Below are 14,002 nucleotides of genomic sequence, written 5' to 3'. Positions count from 1 at the left end.
CGCTGAGGGCGTGGCGAGCCGAGTCCTGATCATGGCAGCGGCGGGGACGTCGTGCCTGGAGGGTCGTGCGAATGTGTTACGGCTCGTCAACGCGGTGCGCCGGGAGGCCCACGGTCTCGACGTGGCCGACGGATACGTCGACCGGCAGTCGCCGAGGCTGTCCGAGGTCGTGCGGAGCACCGTCGGGCCGCGTGTGATCGTGCCCCTGCTGCCGACGCGCGACCGGGGGGCTTTACGCGCGATGACGGCTGCGGCGGGCGACGACCCGACGGTCACCGTAACGGCGCCGATCGGTCCCGACTGGGTGCTGGCCGAGATCGCGGTGCAGCGGCTGATGGAGGTCGGCGCGCGTCCGGGCGACGTCATCGTGTTGGGCGCGGAGGCGGCCGCGACCACGGGGGCCGCCGACGACCTGGCAGCAGCCGCGCGTATGCTGGGCGCGGTCTGGGGAGGCCGGGTGGCGGTGACGGGAACATGCGGTTCGGAACGCTCGTTGGCCGAGGTCGTGGCGGCGGCGAGGGCACGGCGCCGCAGGGTGGTGCTCAGCTCCTACGCGCTCACCAGCGGCGCGGCCCACCAGGCGCTCGGAGAGGCGGGAGCGGACGTCGTCACCGCTCCGCTGCTGCCGTCCGGCCCGCCCGACCCTCGGCTGGTCGGCCTCGTCCTCGCACGGGCGCGCCGCGCGGAACCGACCAGCTCCCTCTGAACCTCCACCTTTGCTTTAGACTTCCGGCCATGGCTTCCCGGACGAGCTCTCCGCCGCGCAAGCGGCCTGCTGCTGGGTCGCGCCCCGCGTCGAAGAAGAGGCCCGCGCCGAAGAAGAAGCCCGGCGGCCCCTCGCCGGTCGCCATGGCTCTCGCGAGCGTCAGCGGCGCGCTGCTCTGGTTGTGGCTCGGCCTCGCCGCCCTCATCGGCCTCGTGGTCCGCTCCATCGGCGAGAGCGCGCGCGAGCTCGACCCCGAGCAGCGCCGCGACGGCGTCGGCTTGGCGCTCGTCGCGTTCGCCATCGTCACGGCGGCCTCCACCTGGTGGCGTGTCCCCGGACCCGTCGGCGAGGCCGTCCGGCAGGCTTGCGAGGGCAGCGTCGGCGTCATGGCCGTCACGGTCCCACTGGTGCTCGCCGTCATCGCCTGGCGCACGCTGCGCCGTCCGCAGGACCAGGGCCCTGTCGGCCGCCAGGTGATCGCCTGGGGTTCGGTCGCCGGCGGAGTGCTCGGGCTCGTCCACCTGTCCCACGGCGTGCCGCGCCCCGGCGAGATGGACGAGGTGCGTGAGGCCGGGGGAGCGGTCGGCTATCTCTTCTCGGCGGTGCCGCTCGACCTGCTGCGCAGCGGCTTCGTGGTCGCCCCGTTGCTGGTGCTCGTCGCCGCGTTCGGCGCGCTGATCCTGTGCAACACGCCCGTCTACGCCATCCCCGGACGCCTGCGCGAGAGCCGTGACCGGCTGCTCGGCCGCGGCGAGACGGTCACCCTCACGCGACCGGACCGTCGTCCCCGCGTCGAGCGCAGCGACGACGAGCCCTACGAGGACCCGCTCGTCGACGACCCGGAGGCTGCGGCCGAGGCGCCCAAGCCCAGGAAGCCCGAGAAGAAGCCCGTGCCGGAGCCGGTCGTCGACTTCTTCGAGGACGAGGAGACGGCGGTCGAGAACCCGCCGATCGAGCCGTTGCCCGCCCGCGCCGAGCAGCTGCAGCTCAGCGGCGACGTCGTCTACTCCTTGCCAGACAGCACCGCGCTGCGCGAGGGCACGCCGCACAAAGCCCGCAGCGCCGCCTCCGACGAGATCGTCGGACGGCTCACCGAGGTGCTCGAGCAGTTCAAGATCGACGCCTCCGTCACCGGCTACACGCGCGGCCCGACGGTCACCCGCTACGAGGTCGAGCTCGGCCCGGCGGTCAAGGTCGAGAAGGTCACCGCGCTCGCCAAGAACATCTCCTACGCCGTCGCCTCCAACGAGGTGCGCATTCTCAGCCCGATCCCCGGCAAGTCCGCCATCGGCGTCGAGATCCCCAACGCCGACAAGGAGATGGTCAGCCTCGGCGACGTGCTGCGCTCGGCGAAGGCGCGCGCCGACCACCACCCGATGGTCGTCGGCCTCGGCAAGGACGTCGAGGGCGGCTACGTGGTGGCGAACCTCGCCAAGATGCCGCACCTGCTGGTCGCCGGCGCCACCGGCTCGGGCAAGTCGAGCTTCGTCAACTCGATGATCTCCTCGCTGCTCATGCGTTCCACGCCCGACGAGGTCCGCATGATCCTCGTCGATCCCAAGCGGGTCGAGCTGACCGCCTACGAGGGCATCCCGCACCTCATCACGCCGATCATCACCAACCCGAAGAAGGCCGCCGAGGCGCTGCAGTGGGTCGTGCGCGAGATGGACCTGCGCTACGACGACCTGTCGGCCTACGGCTTCCGGCACATCGACGACTTCAACAAGGCCGTGCGCGCCGGGACCGTCCAGCCGTTGCCCGGCAGCGAGCGCGAGCTGGCCCCCTACCCGTACCTGCTGGTCGTGGTCGACGAGCTCGCCGACCTGATGATGGTGGCCCCGCGCGACGTCGAGGACTCCGTCGTGCGCATCACCCAGCTCGCCCGCGCGGCCGGCATCCACCTGGTGCTCGCCACCCAGCGGCCGTCGGTCGACGTCGTCACCGGCCTCATCAAGGCCAACGTCCCCAGCCGCCTCGCCTTCGCCACCAGCTCGCTCGCCGACAGCCGCGTCATCCTCGACCAGCCGGGCGCGGAGAAGCTGGTCGGCCAGGGCGACGGCCTGTTCCTGCCGATGGGCCACAGCAAGGCGATGCGCATGCAGGGCGCGTGGATCACCGAGACCGAGATCGCGTCCGTGGTCCGGCACTGCAAGGAGCAACTGGAGCCCGCCTACCGCGAGGACGTCACCGCCCCGCAGGAGAGCAAGCGGCAGCTCGACGACGGCATCGGCGACGACCTCGACCTGGTGCTCCAGGCCGTCGAGCTGGTCGTCACCACGCAGTTCGGGTCGACCTCGATGCTGCAACGCAAATTGAGGGTAGGATTCGCCAAGGCGGGCCGCCTGATGGACATCATGGAGAGTCGTGGCATCGTCGGGCCCAGCGAGGGGTCCAAAGCGCGTGATGTCCTCGTCAAGCCCGACGACCTCGACCAGGTGCTGGCCACGATCGGAGCTGAATGATGAACGAGGAGTCCCCCTTCGAGATCCATCGACGGGTCGGCCTGTACGCGGCGCTCGCCGCGGCCAGCCTGCTGGTCGCGCTGGGCTTCGCCTACTTCGCCGTCGCGCGCTCGGCGTGGCTGTGGATCGCGGTCGCGTTGTTCGTCGTGCTCGCGCTGGTGCTGCTGCGCGGCGTGCTCGACCCGAAGACGCCGCTGTTCGTCGCCGACGAGCAGGGGGTGCGCCTGCAGACGAAGGACGGCTGGACCGGTCTGCTGTGGGGCGACCTGGGCGAGATCCGCATCGAGCCGCGTCACGGCCTGTGGCGTGAGTCCCGCATCCGGGTCATCAGCCTCGACGGCGACCGCGAGTACGCCACGCCCGTCGGTTTCACCACGACCGTCGACGTCGAACGGGCCGAGGCCGAGTTGGCGCGTCGCTATGACGCTGCCGCATACTGAGCCCTTGTCCTTGACATTCGCCTGAGAGGCTTCGCATGTCCGAGACGTCGTCTGACGCCCCGCCGAGCAACTACAATATCGCCAACGCCCTGACGGTGTTGCGGATCGCGGGCGTCCCGCTGTACGGCTGGCTGCTGCTGACCCACGGGGCCTCGGAATCCGTCGGTGGCGACACCGTCATGCGGGTCTGGGCCTTCGTCGCCTTCGCGGGGCTGATGATCACCGACCGGATCGACGGCGACCTGGCGCGCAGCCGCAACCTCGTCACCGACTTCGGCAAGCTCGCCGACCCCATCGCCGACAAGGCGCTGACCGGCATGGCCTTCGTCGGCCTGGCGATCATCTTCACGGGCTCATCATTTGGCTGGCTGTTCTGGGCGATCACCATTTTCACCCTCGTCCGCGAGTGGGGCATCACGGTCATGCGTTTCTTCGTCAAGAAGTACGGCGTGATGCCGGCCAGCCAGGGCGGCAAGATCAAGACCACCCTGCAGGCGGGCGCGCTCGGGTTGTTCACGCTGCCGTTGGAGATCTGGGACACCACCGCCAGCTGGATCGTCTTCTGGGTGGCGGCGGTGTTCATGGCGGGCGCCTTCGTCATCACGATGGTGACCGGCGTCCAGTACGTCCTCGACGCGCGCAAGCTCCGAGCCGACTTCCTGGCCGATCAGAAGGCCTGATCCGTCGTGGCGTCGGGTGAGGCGGCGGAGGTCGTCGCCGCGCTCGCCGCGCGCGGCTGGACGGTCGCCACGGCGGAGTCGCTGACCGGCGGCCTGCTGTGCGGGGCGCTCGTCGGCGTGCCCGGCGCGTCGGCGGTGGTGCGCGGCGGGGTCGTCGCCTACTGGCCGGAGGTCAAACGCGACGCGCTCGGCGTCGACGGGGCTCTGATCGCCGAGCGCGGCACGATCGACCCCGACGTCGCGCGGGCGATGGCCGAAGGCGTTCGCTCCCGGCTCGGCGCGGACGTCGGCCTGGCCACCACGGGCAACGCCGGGCCGGACGCCTCCGAGGGCAAACCCGTGGGGCGCGCTCACATCGCGGTGGTGACGCCGGACGGCGCCTGGGAGCGTCGGCTCGACCTCGCCGGGAGTCGTCAGGAGATCCGCGACCAGGTCGTCGGCGCGGCGCTCGCGGAGGCGCTCGCTACGCTGGGCCGCGACGCCACCGCGTGAGGGAATTCCTGCGGGGGAGTAGCGTTGGCCCTGAGTGGAGGTGGACCTGAGATGACGACGATGCGACAGTTCGTGGGCGAGGTGCTGCGCGCCCGCCGCGCCGACCGCGGTTTCAGCATCCGTGAGCTGTCCGCGCGTTCGCGGGTCAGCCAGGGGTACATCTCCGAGGTCGAACGCGGCCAGAAGGAGCCCAGCTCGGAGCTGCTGGCCGCGCTCGCCGACGCCCTCGACGTCCCGCTGTCGAGCGTGCTGCGCGAGGTCGCCGACCAGCTGGAGACCGCGGAGGTCCGTTCCCAGCTGGCCAGCGTCTCCTCGATCGGAGCCGACACGGTCCGCGCCTCGGCCGCCTGACTCAGCCGCGCTCGGCGTTCGCCTCGATCACCGCGCGCAGCCACGCGCCCAGGCCCGGCGCCAATTTCTCGTAGGTCGCGGCGAAGCGCGCGTCCTCGGTGTAGAGCGACGCGATCTGACACTGCATGGCGTGGTCGGCGTCGTAGAACCGCTGGATCTGCTCCAGATGCCGCTCGGCGAGCGCGTTCGCCCGCTCCGAGCCCGGCTCGACGCCGTCGTTCAGCGCCGCGACGAGGTCGGCGTTGAGCGTGTCGGTGTCGGCCTTCACCTGACGCCAGTCGTCGGCGGTGAAGCCGGCGGTGCGGGCCTTCGACTGCGCCCAGGCGTCGGTGTCGCCCCAGCGCTCCTCGGCCTCCGCCTCGTAGGCGGGGTCCCAGTCGTCGCCGAAGATCTCCAGCTTCTGCTCGGTGGTCAGGGGTGTTCCGGACATATGCGCCTCCATCTCTCGTTCGAGCGCGGCCACCATGGCGCGCACCCTTCCCAGTCGTTCGCTGAGCAGCCGGTGTTGGGCGCGCAGGTGCACGACGGGGTCGTCGTCGCCGTCCAGGAGGGCGGCGATCTCGGTCAGCCCGAAGCCGAGGTCGCGGTAGAACAGGACGCGGGTCAGCCGGCTCGCGTCGTCGGCGTCGTACAGGCGGTAGTCGGCGTGGCTGCGGGCGCTGGGCCGCAGCAGGCCGATCTCGTCGTAGTGGTGCAGCGTGCGCACCGTGACGCCGGCGAGGCGCGCCAGGTCGCCGACCGTGTGGGTCTGCTCGTCCACGTCCCGTCTCCTCGTCTCTTCTCGGGCTGGTGACGACTCTGGGGCCTCACGTCACGTGAGGGTCAAGTCTGCCGGTCGGCGGGCCGTGGTCGCGTGACATGCTGGCGGTATGCGGCATAGCGAGTTCTGGGAGCGCATGGACCTCCATCTGGGGGAGTCCTACGCACGGGTGTGGGCCGACACGCAGGTGATCGGCGACCTCGACCACCGCACGCCGCTCGAGGCGCTCGACGCCGGGGTCGCGCCGAAGCAGGTGTGGCGAGCGGTGCACGCGCGGTTGGAGCTGCCCGCGTCCGAGCGATGAAGGATTCGAGCGTGTGTTCGGCGTGTCGCTTGTGTCGAACGAATGTTCGTCGTACTGTGGAAAAAGGCTGACGGGACGAGTCACACTGTCCACAGGCTGGTCGACGAGGCCAGAAAATGTCTGTGGGGGCTCCTAACGTCGAAGACGCCTGGCCACCCACGACACGAACGGAACTCCGATGCCCCCTAAGACAGCCACCGCCCCCGTGACCCGCCTGACCGGCGAGGGCACCTCCGACGCCGAGCGCTCCAAAGCCATCGAGAACGCCATCGCCCAGATCGACCGGGCGCACGGCAAGGGCGCGGTCATGCGCCTCGGCGAGCGCGGCCGCACCAAGATCGACGTCATCCCGACCGGCGCCACCGCGCTCGACATCGCGCTCGGCATCGGCGGCCTGCCGCGCGGCCGCATCGTCGAGATCTACGGGCCGGAGTCCTCCGGTAAGACCACCGTCGCCCTGCACGCGGTCGCCAACGCCCAGCGCAACGGCGGCGTCGCGGCCTTCATCGACGCCGAGCACGCGCTCGACCCCGACTACGCCCGCAAGCTCGGCGTCGACACCGACGCCCTGCTCGTGTCCCAGCCCGACTCCGGCGAGCAGGCGCTCGAGATCGCCGACATGCTGATCCGCTCCGGCGCGCTCGACATCATCGTCATCGACTCCGTCGCCGCGCTCGTGCCCAAGGCCGAGATCGACGGCGAGATGGGCGACAGCCACGTCGGCCTGCAGGCCCGGCTGATGAGCCAGGCGCTGCGCAAGATGACCGGCGCCATCAACGGCTCGGGCACCACGGCCATCTTCATCAACCAGCTCCGAGAGAAGATCGGCGTCATGTTCGGCTCGCCCGAGACCACCACGGGCGGCAAGGCGCTCAAGTTCTACGCCTCGGTGCGCCTCGACGTGCGTCGCATCGAGACGCTCAAGGACGGCGGCGACATGGTCGGCAACCGGACCAAGGTCAAGGTCGTCAAGAACAAGCTCGCCCCGCCGTTCAAGGTCTGCGAGTTCGACATCATGTACGGCCAGGGCATCAGCCGCGAGGGCAGCCTGATCGACGTCGGCGTCGAGGCGGGCCTGATCCGCAAGGCCGGCGCCTGGTACACCTACGAGGGCGACCAGCTCGGCCAGGGCAAGGAGAACGCGCGCACCTTCCTGCGCGACAACCCCGACCTGGCCATCGAGTTGGAGAAGCGCATTCTCGACCATCTCGGGGTCGGCGTCGACGCGGCCCAGGAGCAGCCCGACGGCGGCGACGCCTCGGCGGTCGACTTCTGAGTCCGATGGCCGACTCGGAGCCCACCGGCGAGGAGGCGTACGCGCTGGCCAAGAAGGTCGTCTACGACCGGCTGGCGGCGCGTTCGCAGAGCCGGGCCGAACTCGAGCGGGCGCTCGCCACGCGGCGAGTGCCCGCCGAGACGGCGGCGGTGGTGCTCGACAAGTTCGAGGCCGCCGGACTGGTCGACGACGCGGCGTTCACCCGCTCCTGGGTGGAAGGGCGCCAGCGCGGCAAGGGTCTCGCCCAACGCGCGCTGGCGATGGAGCTGCGCCAGAAGGGTGTTGACGACGAGATCGCCCGCCAGGCGCTCGCCGCCATCGACCCCGACGAGGAGCGCCAGGCCGCCCACCGTCTTGTCCAGCGCAAGCTGCGTTCCATGGACGGCCTCGACGAGCAGGTCAAAACCCGCCGCCTCGTCGGCATGCTCGCCCGCAAGGGCTACCCGCCCGGCCTGTCCTATGCCGTCGTCGCCGAGGAGCTCGGCTCCGAGGTCGAGCCCATCGAGTCGGTCTAGGAGTCGGCCCAGGTGGCCGCCAGCACCTCCGGGTCGCGGCAGCCGTCGGCCCAGGCGGCGATGCGGGCGCGGATCTCGCGGCCGAGCAGCCACTGCCCGATGGGCTCGGCGACGAAGCGCAGCCAGGCGGGTTTGATCGTGTAGCTGTACTTCCACGTGGCACGGCAGCCGTCCACTCCGTCCTGTGTCGCGGGCGTGAAACGCCAGCCTCCGCCGAAGGAGGCGAAGAACCACGGACCCTTCACCATCGTCATGCCGACGGAGGTGGGCGGGCGGTAGGAGGCGTACTGGCTGATCATGGACGGCCCGAGGCGGGCCCGGGTGAAGGTGCGCACGCCCTTGCCGGGACGGTCGGCGTCGATGAGATGTTGGTGGCGGATGAACCGGTCCCAGCGCAGCCGGGTCTCGCCGGTGGTCTGGGAGACGGCGAAGGCGGTCTCCGGGCTGACCGGGACCCAGACGTCGGCGACGACCTGTGGCATGGCCTCACTGTAAGCCGCTGAGGGTTGCTCGCTATAGCCTTGCGGCATGTCGAAGCTCCACGACCTCTATCAGAAGACCGCCGGCCTGCCGCAGGGCAAGCGTCTGTTCTCCATCGCCTACGGCCAGGCCGCGCCGTACTTCGCGAGCATCCACATGCAGGTCCGTGAGATGAAGCCGCACTACGGCGAGCTCGTCATCCCGAAGCGCCGTGGCGTGAAGAACCACATCGGCACCGTGCACGCCATCGCGGTGTGCAACGGACTGGAGGCCGCGATGGGCCTGCTCGCCGAGGCCACCTGCCCGAAGGACTCCCGCTGGCTGCCCAAGGGCATGGACGTGGAGTACCTGGCCAAGTCCGACAGCGCCATCACCTGCGTCGCCGAGTCCACCCCCGAGGCCTGGGAGAACGGCCCCGACGTGCCGGTCAAGGTCACCGCCACCCGCGCCGACGGCACGGTCGTGGTCGAGGGCACCATCAAGCTCTGGGTCACTAAAAAGAAGGGCTGAGCCCTCGGCCTCCGTCATGACTGATCAACGCGACACGCTTCCACCGGGCGTCGACTTGACGAAACGTTGCCCCACGCCGGCGGGCGGCGGGGTCGATCTCTCCAAACCCGCTCCGCCGCCGGTTCTCCCGCCGATTCCACCGCCCCCGGCGAGGAGTCGGGACTCCTCGGGCGCTCCGTGGGCGTTGCTCACCGCGTTGATCGTCGTCGTCCTCCTCGCCTTCGCCGGGGTCGGCGTCGCGGTGATGGCGCTGACCAGCGGGGACGACGACGGGTCCGAGGCCGGATCAGACTCCGGGCCTCAGCTCGACCTCTCTCTCGACGAGGAGGTCGAGGAACGTTCGTTCGACGGTTCCATCGAGGATCATGGCTCCTTCGACCTGACGGCCGTGGAGACGTGGAAGTCGGACCTCGCCGCCGGGGACGAGGAGTCGCTGCGGAAGAACTGCTGGACCATCGCGCCGGAGGCCGTCGAGGCGATGTACCTCGACGCGGACGTGGAGGCGATCGACGACCTGCTGAACAGCGGTCCGCCGGAGGGGGGCCAGGCCGGGGTCTCTTGGAGCGGCGACGAGTTGAGCGTTCTCGTCTTCTCGGTGGAATTGAACTCGCCCTACGCCTGTCCGCTGATCGTCGGCGACGACATCCCGGACACGATGGACGCGCAAGCCGAGTACACCGTGGAGCGGCTGATCGCTCGCGCGCAGGGCACGCCGGTCAACCATCAGGACACCGAGTCGGCCTACCCGCTGAGCTGCGACCTGCTGGAACGGGGTCTGGCCGAGTACGACGAGATCCTCGCGGACGCCTCGGTCGCCGAGGTCCGTCCGTCGGACGATCTCGACTGGTGGGTCGACACCGAACTCGCCTCCGGGCAGCCCGGTCCCAGCTTTCGGATCTTCCACGGCGTCGGCCCATCGTGCGTGAGCGAGATCGATTGACCGCGTATCCTGAGGCGGCCATGACGAAGACCTACGAGGTGCGCACCTACGGGTGCCAGATGAACGTGCACGACTCCGAGCGGATCGGGGGGCTGCTGGAGACGGCGGGCTACGCCAAGGCTGAGGGCGAGCCGGACCTGCTCGTGTTCAACACCTGCGCGGTGCGCGAGAACGCCGACAACAAGCTCTACGGCAACCTCGGACACGCGGCCAGCCTCAAGGCGAAGAAACCGGGCATGCAGATCGCCGTCGGCGGCTGTCTCGCCCAGAAGGATCGCGACACCATCACCTCGCGGGCGCCGTGGGTCGACGTCGTCTTCGGCACCCACAACATCGGCTCGCTGCCGATCCTGTTGGAGCGCGCCCGGATCGCCGAGGAGTCCCAGGTCGAGATCCTGGAGGCGCTGGAGGTCTTCCCGTCCACGCTCCCGACCAAACGCGACTCCGTCTTCGCCGCGTGGGTGTCGATCAGCGTCGGCTGCAACAACACCTGCACCTTCTGCATCGTGCCGAGCCTGCGCGGCAAGGAGAAGGACCGCCGCCCCGGCGACGTGCTCGCCGAGGTCGAGGCGTTGGTCGCCGACGGCGTCGTCGAGGTGACGCTGCTCGGCCAGAACGTCAACTCCTACGGCGTCGAGTTCGGCGACCGTCAGGCGTTCGGCAAACTGCTGCGCGCCTGCGGCGAGATCGACGGCCTCGAGCGGGTGCGCTTCACCAGCCCGCACCCCAAGGACTTCACCGACGACGTCATCGCGGCGATGGCCGAGACGCCCAACGTCATGCCGCAGCTGCACATGCCGTTGCAGTCCGGCTCCGACGACGTGCTCAAGCGCATGCGCCGCTCCTACCGCCGCGAGAAGTACCTCGGCATCATCGAACGGGTCCGCGCGGCCATGCCCGACGCGGCCATCACCACCGACATCATCGTCGGCTTCCCCGGCGAGACCGACGAGGACTTCGAGCAGACCCTCGACGTCGTGCGCCGCGCCAGGTTCGGCAGCGCCTTCACCTTCCAATACTCCAAGCGTCCCGGCACCCCCGCCGCCGACCTGCCCGACCAGCTGCCCAAGGCGGTCGTGCAAGAGCGCTACGACCGCCTCGTCGCCGAGGTCAACCAGATCGCCTGGGAGGAGAACCAGAGGATCGAGGGCCGTCGCGTCGAAGTGCTCGTCTCCGACGGCTCGGTCAGCCTCGGCGGCGGCAAGAAGGACGCCGCGACCAAGCGCCTCACCGGCCGGGCCCGCGACAACCGGCTCGTCCACTTCGTGCCCGGCGACGCCGAGGTGCGCCCCGGCGACATGGTCGAGGTCGAGATCACCCACGGCGCCCCGCACCACCTCGTCAGCGACGCGCCGATCCTGTCGGTGCGCCGCACCCGTGCGGGCGACGCCTGGGAGGCCCGTCAGGGACGCACGGAGGTGCGCTCGGTCGGCCTCGGCATGCCGCAGATCGGCGTGCCGGACCCGTTGCCCGCAGCGGTGACCGCCTGCGCGGCGGGCTAGATCCCCGCGTCGGGTTCGAGCAGAAGCTCCGGCACGGGACACTGATCGGCCACGCCGTTCATGCGTTCGATGATCGATTCGCCGTCCGCTTCCGGCTCAGAGAAACGCGTCGTGGGGTCGGACTGGAGGGCGACGGCGTAGTCGGCGCGCGACTGGAGCAGCAACTCCCAGTCGCCCAGCCAGCCGTCGAAGGGCTCGTCGGTGGAGGCGTCGGCGTAGAAGGCGACCCAGTCGTCGACGACCGAGCGGACGATGTCGTTCTGCGCCTCGATCTGTTGCGCGCGTGTCGCCGGGTCGGGGGAGTCGGCCGAGGTGTCGTCGAGCGCGGCGTCCAACTCGTCGCAGCCGTGCGAGACCGCCTCGATCAGCTCCGGGTCGTCGACGACCGAGGGGAGGTCGGAGGAGCTGAAGACGACGACGGTCGCGATGAAACCGATGGAGACGAGCAGCCCGACCACACCGATGACGATCGCGACCCAGAGCCAGCGCGGCGACACCGGCGGAGGCGGGAAGCGCCAGGCGTCCTGGGCCGGCGGGTACGGAGACAGCGGAGCGGGCACGCGACCATGGTGACATGGCCCGCGCGCCCGCTCCGCGACGTGCTTCTCAGGCGTTGTCGTCGAGCTTGCCCGCAGCGTCCTTCACCTTGTCGGCGACCACGTCGATCTTGTCGGAGTGCTTGCCGCCGGTGGCCTTGTCGGCCAGCTCGGCGACCTTGTCGACGGCCTCGTCGATCTTGTCGCCGTGCTCGGCGGCCAACTCGCCGGCCTTGTCCTTGAGGTTGTCGATCATGTCGTTCATCTGTCCTCCTGGGATTGGGTGAGGCCGAGTGTAGTGCGAGACACTGAGCGAATGGGGTTCATCGCGCGCACGGTCGGTGTCGTCGGTCCGACCGGCGTCGGCAAGTCCGACCTGGCGATCGGCCTGGCCCGCCGGCTCGGCGGCGAGGTCGTCAACGCCGATGCCTATCAGTTCTACCGGGGGATGGACGTCGGCACGGCGAAAGTGCCGTCGGCGGGGCGCGGCGGCGTCCCTCATCATCTGCTCGACGTGCTCGACCTCGCCGAGCCCGCCTCGGTGGCGGACTTCCAGCACCACGCCCGTGCCGTGATCGCCGACTGCTGGTCGCGGGAGGTCGTGCCGGTGGTGGCGGGCGGGTCGTCGCTGTACATGCGAGCGGTGGTCGACGACCTCGACTTCCCGGGGACCGACCCGGCCGTGCGGGCGCGCTGGGCGACGCGCTGCGAGGAGATCGGACCGGCCGCGCTGCACGCCGAGCTCGTGGCGCGAGACCCCGAAGCGGCCGCGCACATCCTGCCGTCGAACGGACGTCGGATCGTGCGGGCCTTGGAGGTGGTCGAGCTGACCGGACGGCCCTTCCGCGCCACCATGCCGCCGTATGAGTCGGTGATCGGACCCGTCGCGCTCGTCGGCCTGCGGGCCGACCGTGAGGTGCTCGACGCCCGGCTTGCGGCGCGGGTCGAGGCGATGTGGGCGGCGGGATTCGTCGAGGAGGTGGAGAAGCTGGCCGCCGAGGGGCTGGCCGACGCGCCCACGGCGTCCCGGGCGATCGGCTACGCGCAGATCCTCGACTTCCTCGCGCGGCGGTGCGCGGAGGACGAGGCCAAAGCCGCCACGATCCGCGTCACCCAGCAGTTCGCCCGCCGACAGGAGCGGCTGTTCGCCAAGGACCCCCGCGTCGTCTGGCTCGACTACGACGCCCCCGACCTGCTCGACCGGGCGATGACGGTGGTGGAGGGGGAGTGACCGGAACCGTTGTCGAGTAGTCCTACTCGAAGTAGGATCGCCATATGGTTGTTGAGATGGGAAAGCATTCGATCACGATGCCCGCGGCCTTGTCGGACGAGGTGAGGGGGCGCGTCGGCCGGGGAGAGTTCTCGGCGTATGTGGCCAATGCGGTGCGACGGCAGTTGGAACGTGACGCGCTGGCGGACCTCCTCGCGGAGGCGGAGGCGGCTCACGGTCCGACAAGCGAAGCCGACGTCGAAGCGCTGGTGAGCAGGCTGTCTCAGTGAGGCCGCGCTATCGATCCTTTCTGTTGGACTCCTCAGCGGTGTCGGGCATCGCGCGTCGGGAGAAGGCGATGACGCCGTGGCTCAGGGTGTTCCACGACCATGACGCGGCCCTCTACGTCTCAGCGGCGACCTTGGTCGAGGTGGCGGATGGAACTCCGAACGACGCACGTCTGCGACATGTGCTGAAAGCCATGCGAGTGGTCGAGGTGGACGAGGCGATTGGTTTCGAGGCGGGACGTCGTCGTGCCGGGGCTTCCTCGCGTCGTCGGAAGATCCGCGACGCGACCATCGACGCGATGGTGGCGGCGACAGCTCTCACGTTGCCTGAGCCGGTGGCGATCGTCACCTCGGATGTGTCTGATCTCAGTCTGTTGTTGGCTGACGACGGTGTCGACGTGGTGTCGGTGGCTGGGCGTCACGCCTAGGGAACCGCTGATCAACTCGTAGGTCTGGGGCGGTGTCGGCTGGCCGGGCTGTCCGGTCAGGGTTGTGGGGTCGAGTTTGGGTCTTTGGAGGGTGATTTTCCTTGTGTTCCTGCCCTTTCCCGG

The 14,002-nt window shown here is 70.0% G+C and carries 19 protein-coding genes; 15 read left to right on the top strand and 4 right to left on the bottom strand.

Annotated features, from left to right (window positions below; all coding sequences use genetic code 11):
• Positions 1 to 10 precede the first annotated feature (10 nt).
• Genes QM621_RS00915 through QM621_RS00890 form a run of 6 tightly spaced genes read left to right on the top strand, consistent with a single transcriptional unit; the run spans position 11 to position 5,131 of the window.
• Positions 11 to 706, top strand: coding sequence for a sirohydrochlorin chelatase (locus QM621_RS00915; protein ID WP_414988464.1), 696 nt, complete (start codon positions 11 to 13; stop codon positions 704 to 706).
• A 29-nt stretch (positions 707 to 735) separates the two neighbouring features.
• Positions 736 to 3,168 (top strand): DNA translocase FtsK, encoded by a 2,433-nt coding sequence (locus QM621_RS00910; RefSeq protein ID WP_414988463.1) that lies wholly within the window; start codon positions 736 to 738, stop codon positions 3,166 to 3,168.
• The gene (locus QM621_RS00905; protein ID WP_414988462.1) at positions 3,168 to 3,608 is read left to right on the top strand and encodes a hypothetical protein; all 441 of its coding nucleotides are present in this window, start codon (positions 3,168 to 3,170) and stop codon (positions 3,606 to 3,608) included. Before QM621_RS00910 ends, QM621_RS00905 begins: the two co-directional genes overlap by 1 nt.
• 35 nt (positions 3,609 to 3,643) lie before the next feature.
• On the top strand, positions 3,644 to 4,288 hold the full coding sequence (locus tag QM621_RS00900; RefSeq protein WP_414988461.1) for a CDP-alcohol phosphatidyltransferase family protein: 645 nt from the start codon (positions 3,644 to 3,646) through the stop codon (positions 4,286 to 4,288).
• A 6-nt stretch (positions 4,289 to 4,294) separates the two neighbouring features.
• Positions 4,295 to 4,780, top strand: coding sequence for a CinA family protein (locus QM621_RS00895; RefSeq protein WP_414988460.1), 486 nt, complete (start codon positions 4,295 to 4,297; stop codon positions 4,778 to 4,780).
• A gap of 51 nt (positions 4,781 to 4,831) precedes the next feature.
• Positions 4,832 to 5,131 (top strand): helix-turn-helix domain-containing protein, encoded by a 300-nt coding sequence (locus QM621_RS00890; RefSeq protein ID WP_414988459.1) that lies wholly within the window; start codon positions 4,832 to 4,834, stop codon positions 5,129 to 5,131.
• A 1-nt stretch (position 5,132) separates the two neighbouring features.
• Here QM621_RS00890 and QM621_RS00885 read toward each other — a convergent pair whose 3' ends face one another.
• The gene (locus tag QM621_RS00885) at positions 5,133 to 5,891 is read right to left on the bottom strand and encodes a MerR family transcriptional regulator (RefSeq protein ID WP_414988458.1); all 759 of its coding nucleotides are present in this window, start codon (positions 5,889 to 5,891) and stop codon (positions 5,133 to 5,135) included.
• A 109-nt stretch (positions 5,892 to 6,000) separates the two neighbouring features.
• Between QM621_RS00885 and QM621_RS00880 the strand changes: the two genes are divergently transcribed.
• From QM621_RS00880 to QM621_RS00870, 3 genes are all read left to right on the top strand, one after another.
• A complete protein-coding gene (locus QM621_RS00880; RefSeq protein ID WP_414988457.1) occupies positions 6,001 to 6,195 on the top strand; it encodes a DUF3046 domain-containing protein in 195 nt (64 codons plus the stop codon).
• A 178-nt stretch (positions 6,196 to 6,373) separates the two neighbouring features.
• A complete protein-coding gene (gene recA, locus QM621_RS00875; RefSeq protein WP_414988456.1) occupies positions 6,374 to 7,471 on the top strand; it encodes a recombinase RecA in 1,098 nt (365 codons plus the stop codon).
• Between the two features lie 5 nt (positions 7,472 to 7,476).
• Positions 7,477 to 7,986 carry a regulatory protein RecX gene (locus QM621_RS00870; RefSeq protein WP_414988455.1) on the top strand — a complete coding sequence of 170 codons (510 nt, stop codon included), beginning with the start codon at positions 7,477 to 7,479 and terminating at the stop codon, positions 7,984 to 7,986.
• Here QM621_RS00870 and QM621_RS00865 read toward each other — a convergent pair.
• Complete coding sequence (locus tag QM621_RS00865; RefSeq protein WP_414988454.1) at positions 7,983 to 8,468, bottom strand: SRPBCC family protein; 486 nt, start codon at positions 8,466 to 8,468, stop codon at positions 7,983 to 7,985. The genes QM621_RS00870 and QM621_RS00865 overlap by 4 nt on opposite strands.
• A gap of 46 nt (positions 8,469 to 8,514) precedes the next feature.
• Between QM621_RS00865 and QM621_RS00860 the strand changes: the two genes are divergently transcribed.
• The 3 genes from QM621_RS00860 to miaB are packed head-to-tail and all read left to right on the top strand — an operon-like array spanning position 8,515 to position 11,418.
• Complete coding sequence (locus QM621_RS00860) at positions 8,515 to 8,976, top strand: hotdog fold domain-containing protein (protein ID WP_414988453.1); 462 nt, start codon at positions 8,515 to 8,517, stop codon at positions 8,974 to 8,976.
• Between the two features lie 16 nt (positions 8,977 to 8,992).
• A complete protein-coding gene (locus QM621_RS00855) occupies positions 8,993 to 9,916 on the top strand; it encodes a hypothetical protein (protein WP_414988452.1) in 924 nt (307 codons plus the stop codon).
• Between the two features lie 20 nt (positions 9,917 to 9,936).
• The gene (miaB, locus tag QM621_RS00850) at positions 9,937 to 11,418 is read left to right on the top strand and encodes a tRNA (N6-isopentenyl adenosine(37)-C2)-methylthiotransferase MiaB (RefSeq protein WP_414988451.1); all 1,482 of its coding nucleotides are present in this window, start codon (positions 9,937 to 9,939) and stop codon (positions 11,416 to 11,418) included.
• Here the strand turns inward: miaB and QM621_RS00845 are convergent.
• Positions 11,415 to 11,978, bottom strand: coding sequence for a hypothetical protein (locus tag QM621_RS00845; RefSeq protein WP_414988450.1), 564 nt, complete (start codon positions 11,976 to 11,978; stop codon positions 11,415 to 11,417). The two genes, miaB and QM621_RS00845, sit on opposite strands and share 4 nt — an antisense overlap.
• Positions 11,979 to 12,024: 46 nt before the next feature.
• Positions 12,025 to 12,219 (bottom strand): antitoxin, encoded by a 195-nt coding sequence (locus tag QM621_RS00840; protein WP_414988449.1) that lies wholly within the window; start codon positions 12,217 to 12,219, stop codon positions 12,025 to 12,027.
• Between the two features lie 51 nt (positions 12,220 to 12,270).
• On the opposite strand from QM621_RS00840, the gene miaA reads away from it, so the two are divergent.
• The 3 genes from miaA to QM621_RS00825 are packed head-to-tail and all read left to right on the top strand — an operon-like array spanning position 12,271 to position 13,879.
• Positions 12,271 to 13,185, top strand: coding sequence for a tRNA (adenosine(37)-N6)-dimethylallyltransferase MiaA (miaA, locus tag QM621_RS00835; protein WP_414988448.1), 915 nt, complete (start codon positions 12,271 to 12,273; stop codon positions 13,183 to 13,185).
• A 44-nt stretch (positions 13,186 to 13,229) separates the two neighbouring features.
• Positions 13,230 to 13,454 carry a hypothetical protein gene (locus QM621_RS00830; protein WP_414988447.1) on the top strand — a complete coding sequence of 75 codons (225 nt, stop codon included), beginning with the start codon at positions 13,230 to 13,232 and terminating at the stop codon, positions 13,452 to 13,454.
• Positions 13,451 to 13,879, top strand: a complete 429-nt coding sequence (locus QM621_RS00825; protein WP_414988446.1) for a type II toxin-antitoxin system VapC family toxin — start codon at positions 13,451 to 13,453, stop codon at positions 13,877 to 13,879. Before QM621_RS00830 ends, QM621_RS00825 begins: the two co-directional genes overlap by 4 nt.
• Positions 13,880 to 14,002 lie beyond the last annotated feature (123 nt).

Source organism: Aeromicrobium sp., from assembly GCF_047606445.1.
Taxonomy (GTDB): Bacteria; Actinomycetota; Actinomycetes; order Propionibacteriales; family Nocardioidaceae; genus Aeromicrobium.
Note: the sequence above shows the minus strand (reverse complement) of the source record. Positions and strands in the feature narration are given on the sequence as shown.